Below are 15,919 nucleotides of genomic sequence, written 5' to 3' on the forward strand. Positions count from 1 at the left end.
GAAGCGGAGGTTCCTCCGTTACGTTCGACATTAACCGGAGGACCCTCCGCTTAGCACCGAGAGCCGCGTCACACCCGTATGGAGGCACCGTGTCCCGCCCGCTGCGCGCGGACGCCCAGCGCAACCGCGACCGCTTGATCGAGACCGCGCTGGAGGCGTTCACCAACGAGGGCGCGGACGCCACGCTGGACGCGATCGCCAAGCGCGCCGGCGTCGGCATCGGCACCCTCTACCGCCACTTCCCCACCCGCGAGGCGCTGGTGGAGGCGGTCTACCGCAACGAACTGGCCAAGCTGTGCGACGCCGTGCCCGAGTTGTTGCGCACGCTGCCGCCGCACGAGGCGACCAGGGCGTGGATGGACCGGTTCGTCGAGTACATGGCCACCAAGCAGGGCATGGGTGACGCGTTGCGCGCGGTGATCGCGTCCGGCGGCAACCCGTACGCGCAGAGCAAGGACCGGCTGACCGAGGCGATGGCCACGCTGCTGGAGGCCGTCGGCCGCCCCGACGTCGCGCCGCTGGACGTGGTCGCCACGCTCGCCGGCATCGCGCACACGGTGCCCGACGTCGGCCCGGCGGACGGCATGCTCGACCTGGTGATGGACGGCCTGCGCTACCGGCGGCCCTGACACCGCCCGCTCGTGAACGTCGCTCGTTCGTGAACGCTGCCCGCTCGCGTACGTCGCCCGAACGGGCTACGTGCCGTAACGCACCCGCCCCGCCCGGCGAGTCCCGAACAGGTGGAGCCGAGCGGAGTGGAGCGGGAGATGGTGAACCGTCGGGTGTTCCTCGGTGCGGCGGGCGGCGCGGTGGTGGCGACCGCCGCGGGTCAGCTCGTCGCCCCGGCCACGGCGCACGCCGCCCAGGGCGGGTGGTCGAGGTGCCGGAAGTGCCGGAGCCTGTACTTCCCCAACGTGGCGGCGGTGTCGCTGTGCGCCGGGGGCGGGGTCCACGAGCGCGACCCGTTCGACGGCCTGGTGTACAAGGTGCTGCTGGAGCACGAAGGTGTGGCGGAGCAGGTGGGGTGGCGCTCCTGCGCGGCGTGCCAGTGCCTGTGGTGGGCCGGCGGCTTCTCCGGCCACTGCCCCGGCGACCCCAACGGCCACCGGGTGAACAGCCGGACCGTCCGGGCGTCGTTCGCCTACGTCGTCGAGCACGACCTGAGCACCCCCGAGCACTGGCACCACCGGGGCTGGCGCTCGTGCTTCAAGTGCGCCACCATGTTCCGGCCCGCCTACGGGACCATCCCGGTGGACAACGGCCGGTGCACGGCCCCCTACAGCTCGGGCCACGACGCCACCAACTCGTTCGACTACGCGTTGCAGGTGCAGTCCCCCTAACCGCGCTACCGGCCCCGCACCGCCGACAGCGCGCCGTCGACGGCCGCCCGCCGCGTGCCGACGAGCTGCCGGCCCAGGTCGCCGCGCAACGTGGACAAGGCGTCGAGCGGGTAGTTCTGCCGCACCCGCCACGGGCCGCGGTCGCCCTGGCGCGGGAACGCGTCGATCGCCCGCTGGATGTAGCCGGACGCGAGGTCGAGCATCGGGCGGCGGGTCAGCGGGCGGTCCGGGGTGGGCACGACGGAGGCGTAGCCGTGCCGGTCCATGTGGTTGACCACCCGGCACACCAGGCGCGAGGTCAGGTCGGCGCGCAACGTCCACGACGCGTTCGTGTAGCCGACGCACACGGCGAAGTTCGGCAGCCCCGTGATCATCGCGCCGCGCCAGACGAACTGCTCGGACAGCTCCACCCGCCGCCCGTCCACGCTCGGCGCGATGCCGCCGAAGGCCAGCAGCCGCAGACCGGTCGCCGTGACCACGACGTCGGCCGGCAGCTCACGCCCGGACCGCAGCCGCACGCCGTCGGGCGTGAACGTGTCGACGTGGTCGGTGACGACCGACGCGCGACCGCGCTTGAGGGCCTTGAACAGGTCGGCGTCCGGGATCGCGCACAGCCGCTGGTCCCAGGGGTCGTAGGTGGGGGTGAAGTGCTCGCGGACCGCGGCCTCGTCCTCCAGCACCTTGGTCGACAGCCCGGTGAGCACCTTGCGCGCGGCCTTCGGCCAGCGGCGGCAGAACTGGTAGAAGGCCACGCCGAACAGGATGTTCTTGGTCCGGATCAGCCGGTGCGCGACGGCGGCGGGCAGCAGCTCCCGGACCTTGTCGGCGAGCTTGTCGCGGCCGGGCACCACGCCGACCCACGTCGGCGAGCGTTGCAGCATGGTGACGTGCGCGGCGGTCTCGGCCATCGCCGGCACCAACGTCACGGCGGTCGCACCGCTGCCGATCACGACCACCCGCTTGCCCGCGTAGTCCAGGTCGTCGGGCCAGAACTGCGGTCGCACCACGTCGCCGCGGAACGACTCGACACCGGGGAACACCGGGTCGTGCCCCTGGTCGTAGTCGTAGTAGCCGGCGCAGGAGTAGAGGAAGTCGCAGGTGATCACGCTGTCCACGACGGCGCCGTGCTCGTCGCGGCGGCTGGTCGTCACCGTCCAGCGGGCGGTCTCGGTGGAGAAGTCGGCGGCGAGCACCTTGGTCCGGTAGCGCACCAGCCGGTCGATGCCGAACTGCGCGGCCGTGGCCCGGATGTAGCGGAGGATCGACGGGCCGTCCGCGATCGACTTCGCCTCGCGCCAGGGCTTGAACGGGTAGCCGAGGGTGAACATGTCCGAGTCCGACCGGATGCCCGGGTACCGGAAGAGGTCCCACGTCCCGCCCATCGTGTCGCGGGCTTCGAGGATCGCGACGGACTTGCCGGGGCACTCGGTGCGCAGCCGGTAGGCCGCGCCGACACCGGACAGTCCGGCGCCCACGATCACGACGTCGAGGTGCTCGGGAGTGGTCATGCGCCCAGTGTGCTGGAGGCGCCGGCGGGGTTCTTGACCGGGGACGACAAGTATTTGACCCTGTACGACATGTCGGTGGTCCGGTCTGCGGGGTTGCGGGGGTTCCGGGCGACCGTGGCCGAGCTGGGCGGCCGGGCCGAGGACTACGCGCGCGCGGCGGGCCTGCCGGTGGCCGCGCTGGACGTGGACGACCTGCTGGTGTCCGACCGGGTGCTGGCGGCCGTGCTGGAGGTCGCCGCCGACGGGCTGGGCTGCCCGGACCTCGGCCTGCGGGTGGCCGCGCGGCAGGACTTCGGCATGCTCGGGCCGCTGGCGCTGGCGATCCAGAACTCGCCGACCGTGGCCGACGCGCTGGAGTGCACGTCGCGCTACCTGTTCGTGCACGCGCGGTCGTTGAGCCTGTCGCTGGTGGACGACCCGTACGGCGCGCCGGACCTCGGCGCGCTGCACTACGGCGTGCCGCCGGGCCTGCCGATCTCGGTGCAGGCGATCGACCTGGGCCTCGGGTTCCTGCACCGGTCGATCACCTACCTGGTGGGCGGCTCGTACGGGTTGCGCAGCGTGGAGCTGCCGTACACGCCCGTCGCGCCGCTCGCGGTGTACGAGGAGTTCTTCGGCGCGACCGTCCACACCCGGCAGGACGCGCCCTTGCTGCGGATGCCGCGCGCCCTGCTGGACCGGCGGCTGGCGGGCGGTGACGAGCGGGTGTGGCGGTTGGCGCTGGCGTTCCTGGCCGAGCAGACCGCGGGCGACGGCGCGACCATGACGGCCCGGGTGCGCGGCGTGCTGACCCGGTCGCTGGGCACGGTCCCTCCGGAGATCGGTGCGGTGGCCCGGCTGGTCGACCTGCACCCGCGCACGGTGCAGCGGCGGTTGGCCGCCGAGGGCACCACGTTCGCCACCGTGCTGGACGAGGTGCGGCGTGAGGCGGCCAAGCGCTACCTGACCACGACGGACATCCCGATGAGCCAGGTGGCGGGGATGCTGGGGCTGTCCGAGCAGTCCGCCCTGAGCCGCTGCTGCCGCCGGTGGTGGGGTATCACGCCGAGCGCCGTCCGCCGCGGGGCGTGACGTCGCATGAAGCCGACGCGGGGCGTGAGGTCGAAGAGGTCCGGCCGCCGGGGCGTGAGGTCGACGAGGTGCGGCGGCCCTGGTGTCGTGCCGGGTCAAGTTCCTGTCGCGTCAGGTCAAGCCCGGCCGGGCGGGTCGGGCCAGACTGGTGGTGTCCACCGACGTCCTCCAGGAGGCCCCATGTCCCAGCTCTCGCCCTACCGGTTCGCAGGCGGCACGGCGGTGGTGACCGGCGCGGCCGGCGGGATCGGCGAGCAGGTCGCGTACGGGTTGGCGCGGCGCGGCAGCGACCTCGTGCTGATCGACCGGGACGCCGAGCGGCTCGCCGCCGTGGCCGGGAGGATCCGGGGTGTGCGGGTCGAGGCGATCGTGGCCGACCTGTCCGACATCGCCGGGCTGGCCGACCTCGCGGCACGCGTGCTGGCCGCCGCGCCGCGGACCACCCTGCTGGTCAACAACGCGGGCGTGGCGCTCGGCGGTACGTTCGACCAGGTCAGCGCGGACGAGTTCGACTGGGTCATGGACATCAACTTCCGCGCGCCGGTGGCGTTGACCCGGCTGCTGCTGCCGACGTTGCTGGCCTCGCCCGGCAGCCACGTGGTCAACGTGTCGAGCCTGTTCGGGCTCATCGGGCCACCCGGCCAGACGGCGTACTCGGCCAGCAAGTTCGCCCTGCGCGGGTTCAGCGAGTCGTTGCGCCACGAGCTGGCCGACCGGGGCGTCGGCGTGACCTGCGTCCACCCGGGCGGCATCCGCACCAGGATCGCGGAGAACGCGCGGGTGGCGGCCGGGGTCGACGAAGCCGAGGCGGCGGAGGGCAAGGCGAGCTTCGCGAAGCTCCTCACCTACCCCGCGGACAAGGCGGCCGAGCGCATCCTGGCCGGCGTGGCGAAGCGCAAGGGCCGGGTGCTGATCGCGTGGACCGCCGTCGCGCCCGACGTCCTGGCCCGCCTCTTCCCCACCTCGTACCTGGCCGTGATGAACCGCCTCAGCCCGGCCACCACCCGCAACGCCGCTCAGCGCAACACGACCTCCACCGGCAACTGAGTCACCTGGTCGTGCGAGGTGATCACCGGCGACACGCGGTAGGCGTCGGTGTCGAAGAGCGCCCCCAGGTCGGCGCCGGGGTCCTGCATCGAGGCCGCCAGCTCGTCCGCGGCCTCGACGTCCTCTTCGGACAGTTCCGGTTCGTCGCTCAGCAGGCCCCAAAGGTCCCACAGGATCATCTCGTGCTTGTTCAACGACGCCAGGTCCTGCACGAGGTCGTGCCGCACCTGCGTGAGACCGCGCGTGCCGGGGATCATCAGCTCGGGCGAGACCACGAACCGCTCGGGCTCGACCGCACCCGAACGGCACGCCCGCCACGCGTCCGCGCCGACCAGGAACCGGTCCCTCGGCACGTCCATCAGGTCGACCCGGCCGTCGAGGAACTGCGGGTCGACCAACCGCCACCGCCGCCCGTCCCACACCTCGGCGACCACGTGGTCCAGGTACCAGCCGTCCGCGAGGTACCCGGCGAACCCGACCCGCGACCGCGCCGGGACGCCGTGGTGCCGCGCCATCGACACGAACAGCAGCGTGAAGTCGCGGCAACAGCCCACGATCCGCTCCGTCGGCGCACGCTCCTCGCCCAGCGGCGCGGGGTTGAGCTCGCGCAGCCGGGCGAACATGTCCGCCGCGTACCGCAGGTCGACCTCCGCCAGCCGCTCCGCCGGGAACCCGTGGTCGGTGATGTCCCCGTTGGCCCAGTAGTGGAACACCAGCCCCGCGGCGGCCCGCCGCAGCTGCGCCAGGTCCGGCCCGACGCCGTCCAGCCACCCGGCCGCCGGACCGGGATCGGTGAACCGGCTGTGCGTGGTGTAGTCGATCATGTGGGCTCCCCTCGGCCTGTGTGCCGCCCTGTCTAGGGCCTGCCCCAGGGGCACGGTCAAGCGGTCACGGTGAACAGGACGTAGCCGTAGCTCAACTCCCGCCGACCGGGGTTGGCCCGGACCCAGCCGTCCACGACGTCGCCGGGGAACTCGATGCGCAGCACGGCTTCCAGCTCCGCCGCGTCACGGCACCGCCAGGACGCCATCACCTCGGTCCGCTCGGCGCCCCGCTCCCGCCACCACGCGTCGGTCGTGTCGGCGGTCCCCTGCGCGGACGCCCAGGGCGAGGCGGCGAGCAGGTCGGCGAACTCGCCGTGCCGCCAGTCGTTGTCGATCACGACCAGCGTGCCGCCGGGCCGCAGCACGCGCCGCACCTCGGCGAGCCCCGGTGCGCAGTCCGGCGGGAAGAAGTAGGCGAACCGGGCGTGCGCCACGTCCACGCTCGCGTCGGGCAGCGGGACGTGCTCCGCCGAACCGTGCCGCACGTCCCCGCGCTCCCGGGCCCTGACGAGCAGCTCCGGGTCGGGCTCGACACCGATCACCGCGCCCGCGTCGACCGCGTAGCGGGGCAGCCAGAAGCCCGTGCCGCAGCCGAGGTCGAGCACCGTGCGCCCGGCCCAGTCGGCCTGCTCGCGCAGCGCGCGCCACAGCCGTCCGTCGGGGTCGATCGCCTCGTTCTCCCGCTCGTACAGGTCGGGGTGGTCGGCGATGTTGGGCGCGCGGTGGAAGTCGGGGAACACGCCGTCACCGTAGGCGGGGCGGTGTCGGCATTCCACCCGTTTGTGCGGTGACCACGGCCATGATCACGCGTACAACACAGGCATGGCGGACTGGCACAACGAGATCAGCGGCGGTCACATCACCGGTCCGGTCGTGCAGGCGGGCACCATCGACCAGCTGACCGTGCAGCTCGGCGCCGCCCCCGCCGACCCGATCCCGCCGTTGACCTCCTGGTCGGGACGCCCCGAGCTGACACCGGAGCTGCGGGACCTGCTGGAAGCGCAACGCCGGGCGACCGAGTCGATGCCGTACAAGCTGCTCGGCGTGAAGCAGCCCGAGCTGACCCAGGTCTACGTCGAGCAGACCATGCGCCCGCAGGCGCCGGAGCGCTCCCCCGAGCCGGACCGCAAGCCGTCGGCGGAGTCGACCGAGCGCACCCTCGCCGTGGCCGCGGCGCTCGACCGCAACGGGCACCTGCTGATCACCGGTGAGCCGGGCAGCGGCAAGTCCACCGTCGGCTACCTGTACGTGCAGCAGATCGCCGAGTTCTGGCTCAGCGGGGGCACCGGCTCACCGCCCCTCTCCGAACCGGTGCTGCCGCTGCGGGTGCCGGCCCGCGCGTTGGCCGCCAACAAGGCGTGGGCCGACCTGCTCGCCGCGGGCGCGGCCGAAGCGCTGGGCCGGTTGCTCGGCGAACGCCCGCCGTCCGCGCTGCTCGCCCGCCGCGCCCTCGGCGCCCGGTGGCTGGTGTTCGTCGACGGCCTGGACGAGATCATAGAGCCGGACACCAGGGCGCAGGTCATCGACGCGATAGCGCACCAGGTGCGCCGGGACTCGGACCACCGGCTGGTGATCACCACCCGGCCGCTGCCCGGCGACGAGCTCAAGCCGCTGGAGCAGGCGGGCGTCGACGGCTACGCGATCCAGCCGTTCGGCCGGGTCGAGCTCGAGGAGTTCGCGCGGGCGTGGTTCCGGGCGCAGTCCCTGATGACCGCGAAGAGCGCCGCCGAGACGTTCGTCCGCCAGGTGCGGGACGGCCGGTTGCGCGAGTTGGTGCGCAACCCCCTGCTGGCCACGATCGCGGCCATCGCCAAGACCCTCGAACCGGACCGCCCGCTGCCCAACAGCCGGGTCGACCTCTACGGCCGGTTCATGGAGTACCTGCTGGACGACGGCGCGAGCCGGCGCACCACCATCGCCGAACTGCGCCGCTCGGTGCACGGCGACCCGGAGCGGGAGGCGTTGGTCGAGTGGATGCGCCGGCACCGGACCGGGATCGTGGAGCGGCTGGCGACCCACCGGTTGGAGAGCGAGTCGCCGCTGTTCGAGGCCGCGTGCGCGTGGGTGGAGGAGAACCACTCGCCCCTGCCCGACCAGTGGCAGGACGACCTGCACGCGCTCCTGTCCGGCACCGGGGTCTTCGTCCAGACCGACGACGACCTCCGGTTCCGGCACCACTCGTTCGCGGAGTTCCTGGCCGCCCGCCGGCGTGCGGGCGAGATCCCGGCGGACTTCCCGGACCTGGACGAGTGGATCGAACACGGCCTGACCGAGAGCAAGCGGGCGTTCGCGCTGTTCACCTTCGCCCTGTGGGGACGGGACGACCGCGATCTCGGCCGGGTGCTGTCGGTGCTGCTCGCGGGCACGAAACCGGAGGTGCTCCTGGCGGGTCGGCTCCTCGCGGAGGGCGTGGCGGTCGACGAGTCGCTGACCGCCGCGGTCGTGGACCGCGTCGTGGAGCTGATCCTGGCCAACGGCGTGCTGCCAGACCCGTGGAAGGACGTCGAGGAAGCGGGCGACGTGCTGGTGTCCCTTCCGCCTGAAGCGGTGCCGCCTCCCGTGATGGACCGACTGCGCGCCCTGCGCGACCGCCCGGAGCTCGCCGAGGCCGTGCGCGTCGAGGCGGCGATCGTGCTCGGCAAGCTCGAAGACCCGGACTCGGCGGCCCGGTGGCTGGAGGAGTTCGCCGACCGGGCCAGTCCCGCCGGGCTCAAGCGGGCCGTCGTGGCGTTGAAGGACCTCGTCCCGGAAGGAGCGGATCGCGCGGAACACCTCCTCGTCCGGCTGGCCGCGGCCGGACACGACCACGCTCGGGCGATGGCGATCGTCTCGATCATGGTGGACACCGGGATGACCGAGGCCGCAGGCCCCTTGTTGCGCAGGCTCGTCCGGCGGCTGCGCGATGACCCCGCGCTGACGGGCGACGGGGCGCTCCCCCTGCAGTCGGTCGGCTGGGCCACCGCGGACGTGTCCGGCGCGAACCCGGCCGGCTGGGCCGCGCTGGCGATGCTCGCCGCCAGGACCAAGTCCCGGGATGAAACGCTGTGGGCCGCCGACCGGGCGTTCACCGCGGATGCTTCGAGTGTGGACGAGTTCGGCGAAGCCGTCTCGGCGGTCCTGTCGGCGCTCGATTCCGCGGGAGTGCCGATCGTGCTGGCCGCCGCGGCGGCGAAACCGGTCAAGTACCTGGCCAAGGCAGCGACGGCACTCCAGGAGGCACTGCACCACGACGCGGCGCTCGAGGCGGCTCGGAAGGTGTTGTCGAAGCCACATGGCGACGGCCACGCCGTCCACCTGGCCGCCCGCGTCTTCGTCAACTGCGACGCCATCCCCGAGCTGCTGCGGATCTTGGAGGAGGAGTCGTGGTGGAGCGACCAGCACCGGGGGCAGCTCACCTCCGCGCTGTCGGATTCGAAGAACCCGGAGGCCACCCGCCGGTTCACCCGGCCCGCGTTGACCGACCCCTCGGTCGACAGGTGGGACTTCGAGAGGGTCGTCCGCGCGTTGTTCGACCCCGAGGACCCGACGACCGCGGCGGACATCTACGCCGCGGCCCGTTCGCGCAGCCCTGAACACCAGGCAGCGGCTATCAAGGTGCTCAGCGGTGCGGACCACGACGAACCCGTCCGGAGGTTGGTCGAAGGTCTGCTCGACCGCGACACGGAGCCCGGCGTGCTGGCGGCGATCGCGCTGGACCTGATCCACCTCCGAAAGTTCGACCTCACCGACGAGCTGTTGACGGCCGTAGCGGAGAGGTCGCCCTACGGCGACGACTACCAGCAGCACCGAGTCGTCAAAGCGCTCGCCGCCGGCGGGCGCAAGGCGGAAGCCGTCGCCGTGGCGCGGCGCGCGGCCACCATGTCCGACGGCTTCTGGCTCAGGTACCTCATCCAGGAGTGGACGACAGCCGGTGGCGTCGCCTGTGCCGATGCGATCGTCGCCGCGTCGTTGGCGCGAGGCCTTCTGACGGCTCGCCGCCGCATGGCGGTGGCGGACGCGCTCGCCTCGGCGGGGTTGCTGCACGCTGCGGCGACCCTGTGGTCGGCGGTGGTCCGGCATCACGGTGAGGCGATCGACCAGGGTGTGTCGGCGGCGTCGCGCCTGATCCGCTGCGGCCGTCGCGACGACGTGCTCGCCGTGCTCGACCGCGCGCTGGAGGAGCAGCGGACGGAACCCGAGAACGCCCGGTTGCGGGCGTTGCGGGCGTGGGCGGCGGTGTGACGGTCACGACGAAAACGGTGTGGCGCGGGATTCACAGGCTTTCTCAGGAAGCGTCCTACCTGCCGGTTGCCCGCCCACTTGGACTAGCGCAACCGGACCAGCGGATTGGGCCACGTATCTGATCGACAAGTGCTGGTACATGTGTAGTTGAGGGCGGCCACAGGGGGTGCGTTCGTCCCACCCGGGTTTTCCCGGGCCACACCAGACCTGGGGGGGTCTATGAAGCAGCACGGCACGAACAGCTTCTTCGTCGTGGGCGAGGGAGTGCTGGAGTTCGACCGCGACGGCCAGGCCACGACCCGTCGGCCGCTCACGGTGGAGGAGTTGCGGCGGTTCCGGTTCTCGCGGCTGGGGCCGGAGGGGACGCCGCTGGACGAGGAGACCAGGGTCGCCCTGGCCACCGCCATGACCGCAGACGTGCCGCAGCCCGACTCGGCGGACCCGTCGATCCCGGCGGGCTTCACCTACCTCGGTCAGTTCGTCGACCACGACCTGACCATGGACCGCACCGAGTCGCAGCTCGGCGAGGACGTCACGCTCGACGAGCTGGTGCAAGGCCGCTCGCCCGCGCTGGACCTCGACTCGGTGTACGGACGGGGTCCCCGCGACCGCAACGACCGGATCTTCTACGCCGCGGACGGCGTGAAGCTGAAGGTCGGCACCACCTCGCCGACGCCGTTCCCCGACGAGCGGGTCAACGTCGCGTTGGAGGGGTTCGACCTGCCGAGGTTCGGCGCGGCGGGCACGACCGGGGCGGACCGGCGCAGACCGCTGATCCCGGACGCACGCAACGACGAGAACCTGGTCGTCGCCCAGACCCACCTGGCGTTCATCAGGTTCCACAACCGGGTCGTGGACGAGCTGGCGCTGCGCGGGCTGACCGGGCAGCGGCTGTTCGCCGCGGCGCGCGAGCAGGTGGTGCGCCACTACCAGTGGATGCTGCGCACCGACTTCCTGCCGCGGATCGTGGACCCGGCGATCGTGGACGACGTGTTCGCCAACGGTCGGCGGTTCTTCGAGGCGCCGGGCCGGGGCAAGTCGCCGCACGGGCTCGAGCCGACCATGCCGCTGGAGTTCTCGGTGGCGGCGTACCGGTTGGGCCACAGCATGATCCGGGGCGCGTACCAGTGGAACCGGGTGTTCGCCTCGACCGGGCCGGGCGGCGCCGCCACCCTGTTCCTGCTGTTCGTCTTCACCGGCACGTCGGGCAACTTCGACCCCGGGTCGCAGCTGCCGGACCTGGACAACCCCAACTCGGGCACGGTCGACACGCTGCCCACCAACTGGATCGCCGACTTCCGCAGGCTGTTCGACTTCACCGAGGCCGACCGGCCGGACCTCGCGCCGCCGACCGCCGACGGCGGGAACGTCACCAAGCGGGTCGACAGCCTCTTGGTGAACCCGCTGACGCAGCTCCCGGCGGGCACGTTCGACGGGCGCGGCTCCACGTTCCCGGAGATCGAGCGCAACCTGGCGTTCCGCAACCTGACCCGGGCGAACATGGTCCGGCTGGCGAGCGGTCAGCAGATGGCGGAGTTCCTCGGCGTGGAGCCGTTGACCGACGAGCAGGTCCTGCTCGGCGACGGGGGCGTCACGCTGGACTCGCTGACCGACGCGCAGAAGGCCGCGGTGACCGCCGCGACCCCGTTGTGGTTCTACGTGCTGCGCGAGGCGGAGTTCAACCGCGGCAGGCTGGGGCCGGTGGGTGGCCGGATCGTGGCCGAGGTGTTCCACCGCGCCATCGAGGGCAGCCGCACGTCGATCGTCCGCGAACCGTCGTGGCGGCCGACGTTCGGGCCGGACTCGCAGACGTTCCGGATGACGGACCTGCTGCTGTTCGCGTTCGAGGGCAAGGCGGACCTGCTCAACCCGCTCGGCGACTGACGACCGGTCCGGTCCCCGGTCCTCCCGGGGACCGGGCCGGTCACCTCCTCGACCGCGCTTCGGGCGGACCGCTCAAGCGTGCCGGGCCCACTCGCGGTGGAAGCCCTCGACGTGGCGGGTGACCCTGGTGGCGGCCAGCTCGCCGTTCCCCGCCTGGACGGCGCGCAGGATCGACCGGTGCTCGCGGCGCAGCCGCACGGCGGTCCGCGACCAGTCCGGCAACGCCTGCACGGCGTCCAGCACGGTCCGGTGGATCGCGTCGCGCAGCGCCGCCATGATCGCGGTGTTCACGGCGTTGCCCGCCGCGGCGGTCAGGGCGACGTGGAAGTCCGCGTCGAGCAGGTGGAACGTGTCGGCGTCCAGGTCGGGCGCGTCCATGCGGGCCAGCAGGTCGGCGGCCCGCGCGAGGTCGGGGTGGTCGGGGCGGACCGCCGCCGCGCGCACGGAGTGGCTCTCGATCATCACCCTGGTGCCGACGAGGTCGGCCATCGGGAGCCGGCGCGTGGCCAGGTGCAGGCGCAGGGCCGCCCCGAGCCCGCCCGCCGGGTCGGCGATGACGGTGGTGCCCGCGTCCGGACCCGACCCGACGCCGCTGCGCACCACGCCCATCGCCTGCAACACCCGGATCGCCTCGCGCACCGTGGCCCGGCTGACGCCGAGGTCCTCGGCCAGCTTCCGCTCGGCGGGCAGCTGCTGCCCCACCCCGAGCCGACCCGCGCTCAGCTCCGACTCGACGTGCCGCAGCACCGCGCCGTACCCGGACAAAGGAGCACCTCCACTGTGGTCTGACCACAGTCTGGTGTGGTCAGACCACACAGTCTAGAGTCAGCGCGGTGAGAGTCGCGCTGTTCGTCACGTGCCTGGTCGACGGCCTGTTCCCGGACGTCGGCAAGGCCACCGTCCGACTGCTGGAACGGCTCGGCCACGAGGTGGTCGTCCCGTCCGCCCAGACCTGCTGCGGCCAGATGCACGTGAACACCGGCTACCCGGGCCAGGCGATGCCGGTGATCCGCAACCACGTCGACGCGTTCGAGCACGCCGACGTGATCGTCGTGCCTTCCGGGTCGTGCGCGGGATCGGTGCGGCACCAGCACGCCGACGTCGCCCGCGCGCACGGTGACGCGAAGCTGGCCGAGGCCGCCGCGGACACCGCCCGGCGCACGTACGAGCTGTCGGAGTTCCTGGTGGACGTCCTCGGCGTCACCGACGTGGGCGCGTACTTCCCGCACCGGGTCACCTACCACCCCACGTGCCACTCGTTGCGCGTGCTGAAGGTGCGGGACCGGCCGTTGCGGCTGCTCCGCGCGGTCGAGGGCATCGACCTGGTGGAGCTGCCGTCCGCCGAGACGTGCTGCGGCTTCGGCGGCACGTTCGCGCTGAAGAACTCCGACACCTCCACCGCCATGCTCGGCGACAAGATGAGCGCGGTGCTGAGCACGAAGGCGGGCGTGCTCACGGCGGGCGACTCGTCGTGCCTGATGCACATCGGCGGCGGCCTGAGCAGGCTGCGCAGCGGCGTGCGACCGCTGCACCTGGCCCAGATCCTGGAGCACACGCGATGACGACGTTCCTGGGCATGCCCGCCGGCGGCGGGAACCTGACCGGCGAGCCGTTCCCGAAGGCCGCGCGCGAGTCCTTGGGCAACGCCCAACTGCGCCGCAACCTCGCCAAGGCCACCGGCACGATCCGGGCCAAGCGGGCGAACGTCGTCGGCGAGCTGCCGGACTGGGAGCAGCTGCGCGCGGCGGGCGCGGCGATCAAGGACGAGGTGCTGGCGAACCTCGACGAGTACCTGGTGCGGTTCGAGGAGGCGTTGACGAGCCGCGGCACGCACGTGCACTGGGCGCGGGACGCCGACGAGGCCAACCGCATCGTCACCGACCTGGTGCGGGCGACCGGCACGCGTGAGGTGATCAAGGTCAAGTCGATGGCCACGGTCGAGATCGGGTTGAACGAGGCGCTGGCCGACATCGGCGTGCACGCGGTGGAGACCGACCTGGCCGAGCTGATCGTCCAGCTGGGCAAGGACAAGTCGAGCCACATCCTGGTGCCCGCGATCCACCGCAACCGCACGGAGATCCGGGAGATCTTCCGGCGCGAGATGCCGGGCGTTGACCCGGACCTGACCGACGACCCGAACGCGTTGGCCGAGGCGGCGCGCAAGCACCTGCGGCACAAGTTCATGACGGTGGACGTGGCCGTCTCGGGCGCGAACTTCGGCGTGGCCGAGACCGGGTCGCTGGTGGTGGTCGAGTCCGAGGGCAACGGCCGGATGTGCCTGACGTTGCCGCGCACGCTGATCAGCGTGGTCGGCATCGAGAAGCTGGTGCCGTCGTGGCGCGATCTCGAGGTGTTCCTGCAACTGCTGCCGCGGTCGTCGACCGGTGAGCGGATGAACCCGTACACGTCGGTGTGGACGGGGCCGACCGAGGGGCAGACCAGCCACGTGGTGCTGGTGGACAACGGCCGCACGGCCACGCTCGCCGACCCGGGCGGGCGGGCGGCGTTGCGCTGCATCCGGTGTTCGGCGTGCCTGAACTCGTGCCCGGTGTACGAGCGCACCGGCGGGCACGCGTACGGCTCGACGTACCCCGGCCCGATCGGCGCGGTGCTGTCGCCGCAGCTGACCGGTGTCGACCGCAACCCGACGCTGCCGTTCGCGTCGTCGCTGTGCGGTGTCTGCTACGACGTGTGCCCGGTGGCGATCGACATCCCGTCGATGCTGGTGCACCTGCGGGAGCGGGTCACCTCGGCGAAGCCGACCACGCCGGAGTCGACGGCGATGCGCGCGTTGGCGTGGGCGATGTCGGACGCGCGGCGGTGGCGGCGGCTGGTGCGGTTGGGCAGGTTCGGGCGGGTGGCGAGCCGGCACGTGCCGCTGCCGGGCTGGTCGACGGCGCGCGACCTGCCGGAACCGCCGAAGCAGACGTTCCGCGACTGGTGGGAGACCCGGTGAGCGCTCGTGACGAGGTCCTGGCGAGGGTGCGGCGCGCGAAGGGCCCGCGCGAGGTGGCGCCCGTGCCGCGCGACTACCGGGCGGCCGGCACGCGGGGACCGGGTGACCTGGAGCTGTTCGCCGAACGCCTGCGCGACTACCGGGCGCTGGTCCGCGTGGTGGCCGCCGACGAGGTGGCCGGAGCGATCGCCGCCGCCCTGACCGAGCGGGGCGCGCACCACGTCGTGACCGCGCCCGGCACGCCGCCCGAGTGGACGGCGGCGTGGGTCGGGTCGGCGGTGCAATCGGACCCGGTGGCCGGGGGCACCGAACCGGCCGGAACCGGGGCTGAACCGGCGGCGGGAGCGGGACCGGGAGCCGGAACCGGAGTGCAATCGGCGGGTGGACTCAGGGCGGAATCGGCGGCGGGACCGGGAGCGGAACGAGCCGCCGGACCGGGCGCGGAACGGGCCGGCACCGGGATCCCACCAGCGGCCGAGCCCGGTGCCGAAGCGGGCGAACCGGGGGCGGAACCCGGCGGGCGGCCGTGGGAGCACCAGGAACTGTCGGACCCCGTCGGTAGAATCGAATCAAGGGTTCCCCTTGGCGGGGACGCTCGCGAAGCGCTTCGCGGAATCGTCGAAGCGGCCGATGCCGTCGTCACGGCCTGTCACGTGGCGGTCGCGGAAACCGGCACGATCGTGCTCGACCACGACGCCGCCGACCAAGGCCCCCGGGCCCTCACCCTCGTGCCGGACTACCACCTGGTGGTCGTGCGGGCCGACCAGGTCGTGGCCGGCGTGCCGGACGCGGTCGCGGCGTTGGCCGGGGTGCGCACCCAGACGTGGATCAGCGGACCGTCCGCGACCAGCGACATCGAGCTGGAACGCGTCGAAGGCGTGCACGGGCCGCGCACGCTGGAGGTCGTGATCACGCGCTGAAACACCGGTGATCGTGTTCTCACCCTTTGGGCGGATCCGCCCACGATCGCGTGGTTCGCTAGGATCGGACTCCCGATCGAGAGGCGCTGCAACGGGCGACGAGCCCGCCACGCTCGGCCGGGGCTCGACGATCCGAAGGGCGCCTCCC

At 72.6% G+C, this 15,919-nt stretch carries 13 protein-coding genes; 9 read left to right on the forward strand and 4 right to left on the reverse strand.

The features are described 5' to 3' along the window. Nucleotides 1–89: 89 nt before the first annotated feature. Both AB0I91_RS10395 and AB0I91_RS10400 read left to right on the forward strand, forming a co-directional pair. A complete protein-coding gene (locus AB0I91_RS10395) occupies nt 90–629 on the forward strand; it encodes a TetR/AcrR family transcriptional regulator (RefSeq protein WP_498773034.1) in 540 nt (179 codons plus the stop codon). A 138-nt stretch (nt 630–767) separates the two neighbouring features. Then, a complete protein-coding gene (locus tag AB0I91_RS10400; RefSeq protein WP_498773032.1) occupies nt 768–1,340 on the forward strand; it encodes a hypothetical protein in 573 nt (190 codons plus the stop codon). Between the two features lie 5 nt (nt 1,341–1,345). On the opposite strand, the gene AB0I91_RS10405 is transcribed toward AB0I91_RS10400, so the two are convergent. Then, a complete protein-coding gene (locus tag AB0I91_RS10405) occupies nt 1,346–2,848 on the reverse strand; it encodes a flavin-containing monooxygenase (RefSeq protein ID WP_498773030.1) in 1,503 nt (500 codons plus the stop codon). A 69-nt stretch (nt 2,849–2,917) separates the two neighbouring features. Between AB0I91_RS10405 and AB0I91_RS10410 the strand changes: the two genes are divergently transcribed. Together AB0I91_RS10410 and AB0I91_RS10415 are read left to right on the forward strand one after the other, a co-directional pair. After that, nucleotides 2,918–3,919 (forward strand): AraC family transcriptional regulator, encoded by a 1,002-nt coding sequence (locus tag AB0I91_RS10410; protein ID WP_498773028.1) that lies wholly within the window; start codon nt 2,918–2,920, stop codon nt 3,917–3,919. Nucleotides 3,920–4,099: 180 nt separating this feature from the next. Continuing rightward, on the forward strand, nt 4,100–4,966 hold the full coding sequence (locus AB0I91_RS10415; RefSeq protein ID WP_499636423.1) for an SDR family NAD(P)-dependent oxidoreductase: 867 nt from the start codon (nt 4,100–4,102) through the stop codon (nt 4,964–4,966). Here the strand turns inward: AB0I91_RS10415 and AB0I91_RS10420 are convergent. Both AB0I91_RS10420 and AB0I91_RS10425 read right to left on the reverse strand, forming a co-directional pair. Beyond that, nucleotides 4,936–5,790 carry a transglutaminase-like domain-containing protein gene (locus AB0I91_RS10420; protein ID WP_499636425.1) on the reverse strand — a complete coding sequence of 285 codons (855 nt, stop codon included), beginning with the start codon at nt 5,788–5,790 and terminating at the stop codon, nt 4,936–4,938. The two genes, AB0I91_RS10415 and AB0I91_RS10420, sit on opposite strands and share 31 nt — an antisense overlap. Nucleotides 5,791–5,846: 56 nt before the next feature. Beyond that, nucleotides 5,847–6,530, reverse strand: a complete 684-nt coding sequence (locus AB0I91_RS10425) for a class I SAM-dependent methyltransferase (RefSeq protein WP_498773022.1) — start codon at nt 6,528–6,530, stop codon at nt 5,847–5,849. 82 nt (nt 6,531–6,612) lie between these two features. On the opposite strand from AB0I91_RS10425, the gene AB0I91_RS10430 reads away from it, so the two are divergent. Then, the gene (locus tag AB0I91_RS10430; RefSeq protein ID WP_499636427.1) at nt 6,613–10,011 is read left to right on the forward strand and encodes an NACHT domain-containing protein; all 3,399 of its coding nucleotides are present in this window, start codon (nt 6,613–6,615) and stop codon (nt 10,009–10,011) included. A gap of 219 nt (nt 10,012–10,230) precedes the next feature. Beyond that, nucleotides 10,231–11,895, forward strand: coding sequence for a peroxidase family protein (locus AB0I91_RS10435; RefSeq protein ID WP_498773018.1), 1,665 nt, complete (start codon nt 10,231–10,233; stop codon nt 11,893–11,895). A gap of 72 nt (nt 11,896–11,967) precedes the next feature. Here the strand turns inward: AB0I91_RS10435 and AB0I91_RS10440 are convergent, their stop codons facing one another. Further along, nucleotides 11,968–12,660, reverse strand: coding sequence for a FadR/GntR family transcriptional regulator (locus AB0I91_RS10440; RefSeq protein ID WP_498773016.1), 693 nt, complete (start codon nt 12,658–12,660; stop codon nt 11,968–11,970). A 68-nt stretch (nt 12,661–12,728) separates the two neighbouring features. Here AB0I91_RS10440 and AB0I91_RS10445 point away from each other — a divergent pair, with 68 nt between their 5' ends. The 3 genes from AB0I91_RS10445 to AB0I91_RS10455 are packed head-to-tail and all read left to right on the forward strand — an operon-like array spanning nt 12,729 to nt 15,771. Beyond that, on the forward strand, nt 12,729–13,457 hold the full coding sequence (locus AB0I91_RS10445) for a (Fe-S)-binding protein (protein ID WP_498773014.1): 729 nt from the start codon (nt 12,729–12,731) through the stop codon (nt 13,455–13,457). Further along, on the forward strand, nt 13,454–14,851 hold the full coding sequence (locus AB0I91_RS10450) for a LutB/LldF family L-lactate oxidation iron-sulfur protein (RefSeq protein ID WP_498773012.1): 1,398 nt from the start codon (nt 13,454–13,456) through the stop codon (nt 14,849–14,851). The genes AB0I91_RS10445 and AB0I91_RS10450 overlap by 4 nt, the downstream gene beginning before the upstream one ends. Further along, nucleotides 14,848–15,771, forward strand: a complete 924-nt coding sequence (locus tag AB0I91_RS10455; RefSeq protein ID WP_499636430.1) for a LutC/YkgG family protein — start codon at nt 14,848–14,850, stop codon at nt 15,769–15,771. The genes AB0I91_RS10450 and AB0I91_RS10455 overlap by 4 nt, the downstream gene beginning before the upstream one ends. The last annotated feature ends 148 nt before the right edge of the window (nt 15,772–15,919 follow it).

This window comes from Actinosynnema sp. NPDC049800, from assembly GCF_040656635.1.
GTDB lineage: Bacteria > Actinomycetota > Actinomycetes > Mycobacteriales > Pseudonocardiaceae > Actinosynnema.

Bases quoted from the DNA above. Each gene is read 5' to 3' on its own strand.
- AB0I91_RS10430 (WP_499636427.1), top strand. From the start codon at position 6,613: ATGGCGGACTGGCACAACGAGATCAGCGGCGGTCACATCACCGGTCCG.
- AB0I91_RS10420 (WP_499636425.1), bottom strand. From the start codon at position 5,790: ATGATCGACTACACCACGCACAGCCGGTTCACCGATCCCGGTCCGGCG.
- AB0I91_RS10450 (WP_498773012.1), top strand. From the start codon at position 13,454: ATGACGACGTTCCTGGGCATGCCCGCCGGCGGCGGGAACCTGACCGGC.
- AB0I91_RS10410 (WP_498773028.1), top strand. From the start codon at position 2,918: ATGTCGGTGGTCCGGTCTGCGGGGTTGCGGGGGTTCCGGGCGACCGTG.
- AB0I91_RS10405 (WP_498773030.1), bottom strand. From the start codon at position 2,848: ATGACCACTCCCGAGCACCTCGACGTCGTGATCGTGGGCGCCGGACTG.
- AB0I91_RS10415 (WP_499636423.1), top strand. From the start codon at position 4,100: ATGTCCCAGCTCTCGCCCTACCGGTTCGCAGGCGGCACGGCGGTGGTG.
- AB0I91_RS10400 (WP_498773032.1), top strand. From the start codon at position 768: ATGGTGAACCGTCGGGTGTTCCTCGGTGCGGCGGGCGGCGCGGTGGTG.
- AB0I91_RS10435 (WP_498773018.1), top strand. From the start codon at position 10,231: ATGAAGCAGCACGGCACGAACAGCTTCTTCGTCGTGGGCGAGGGAGTG.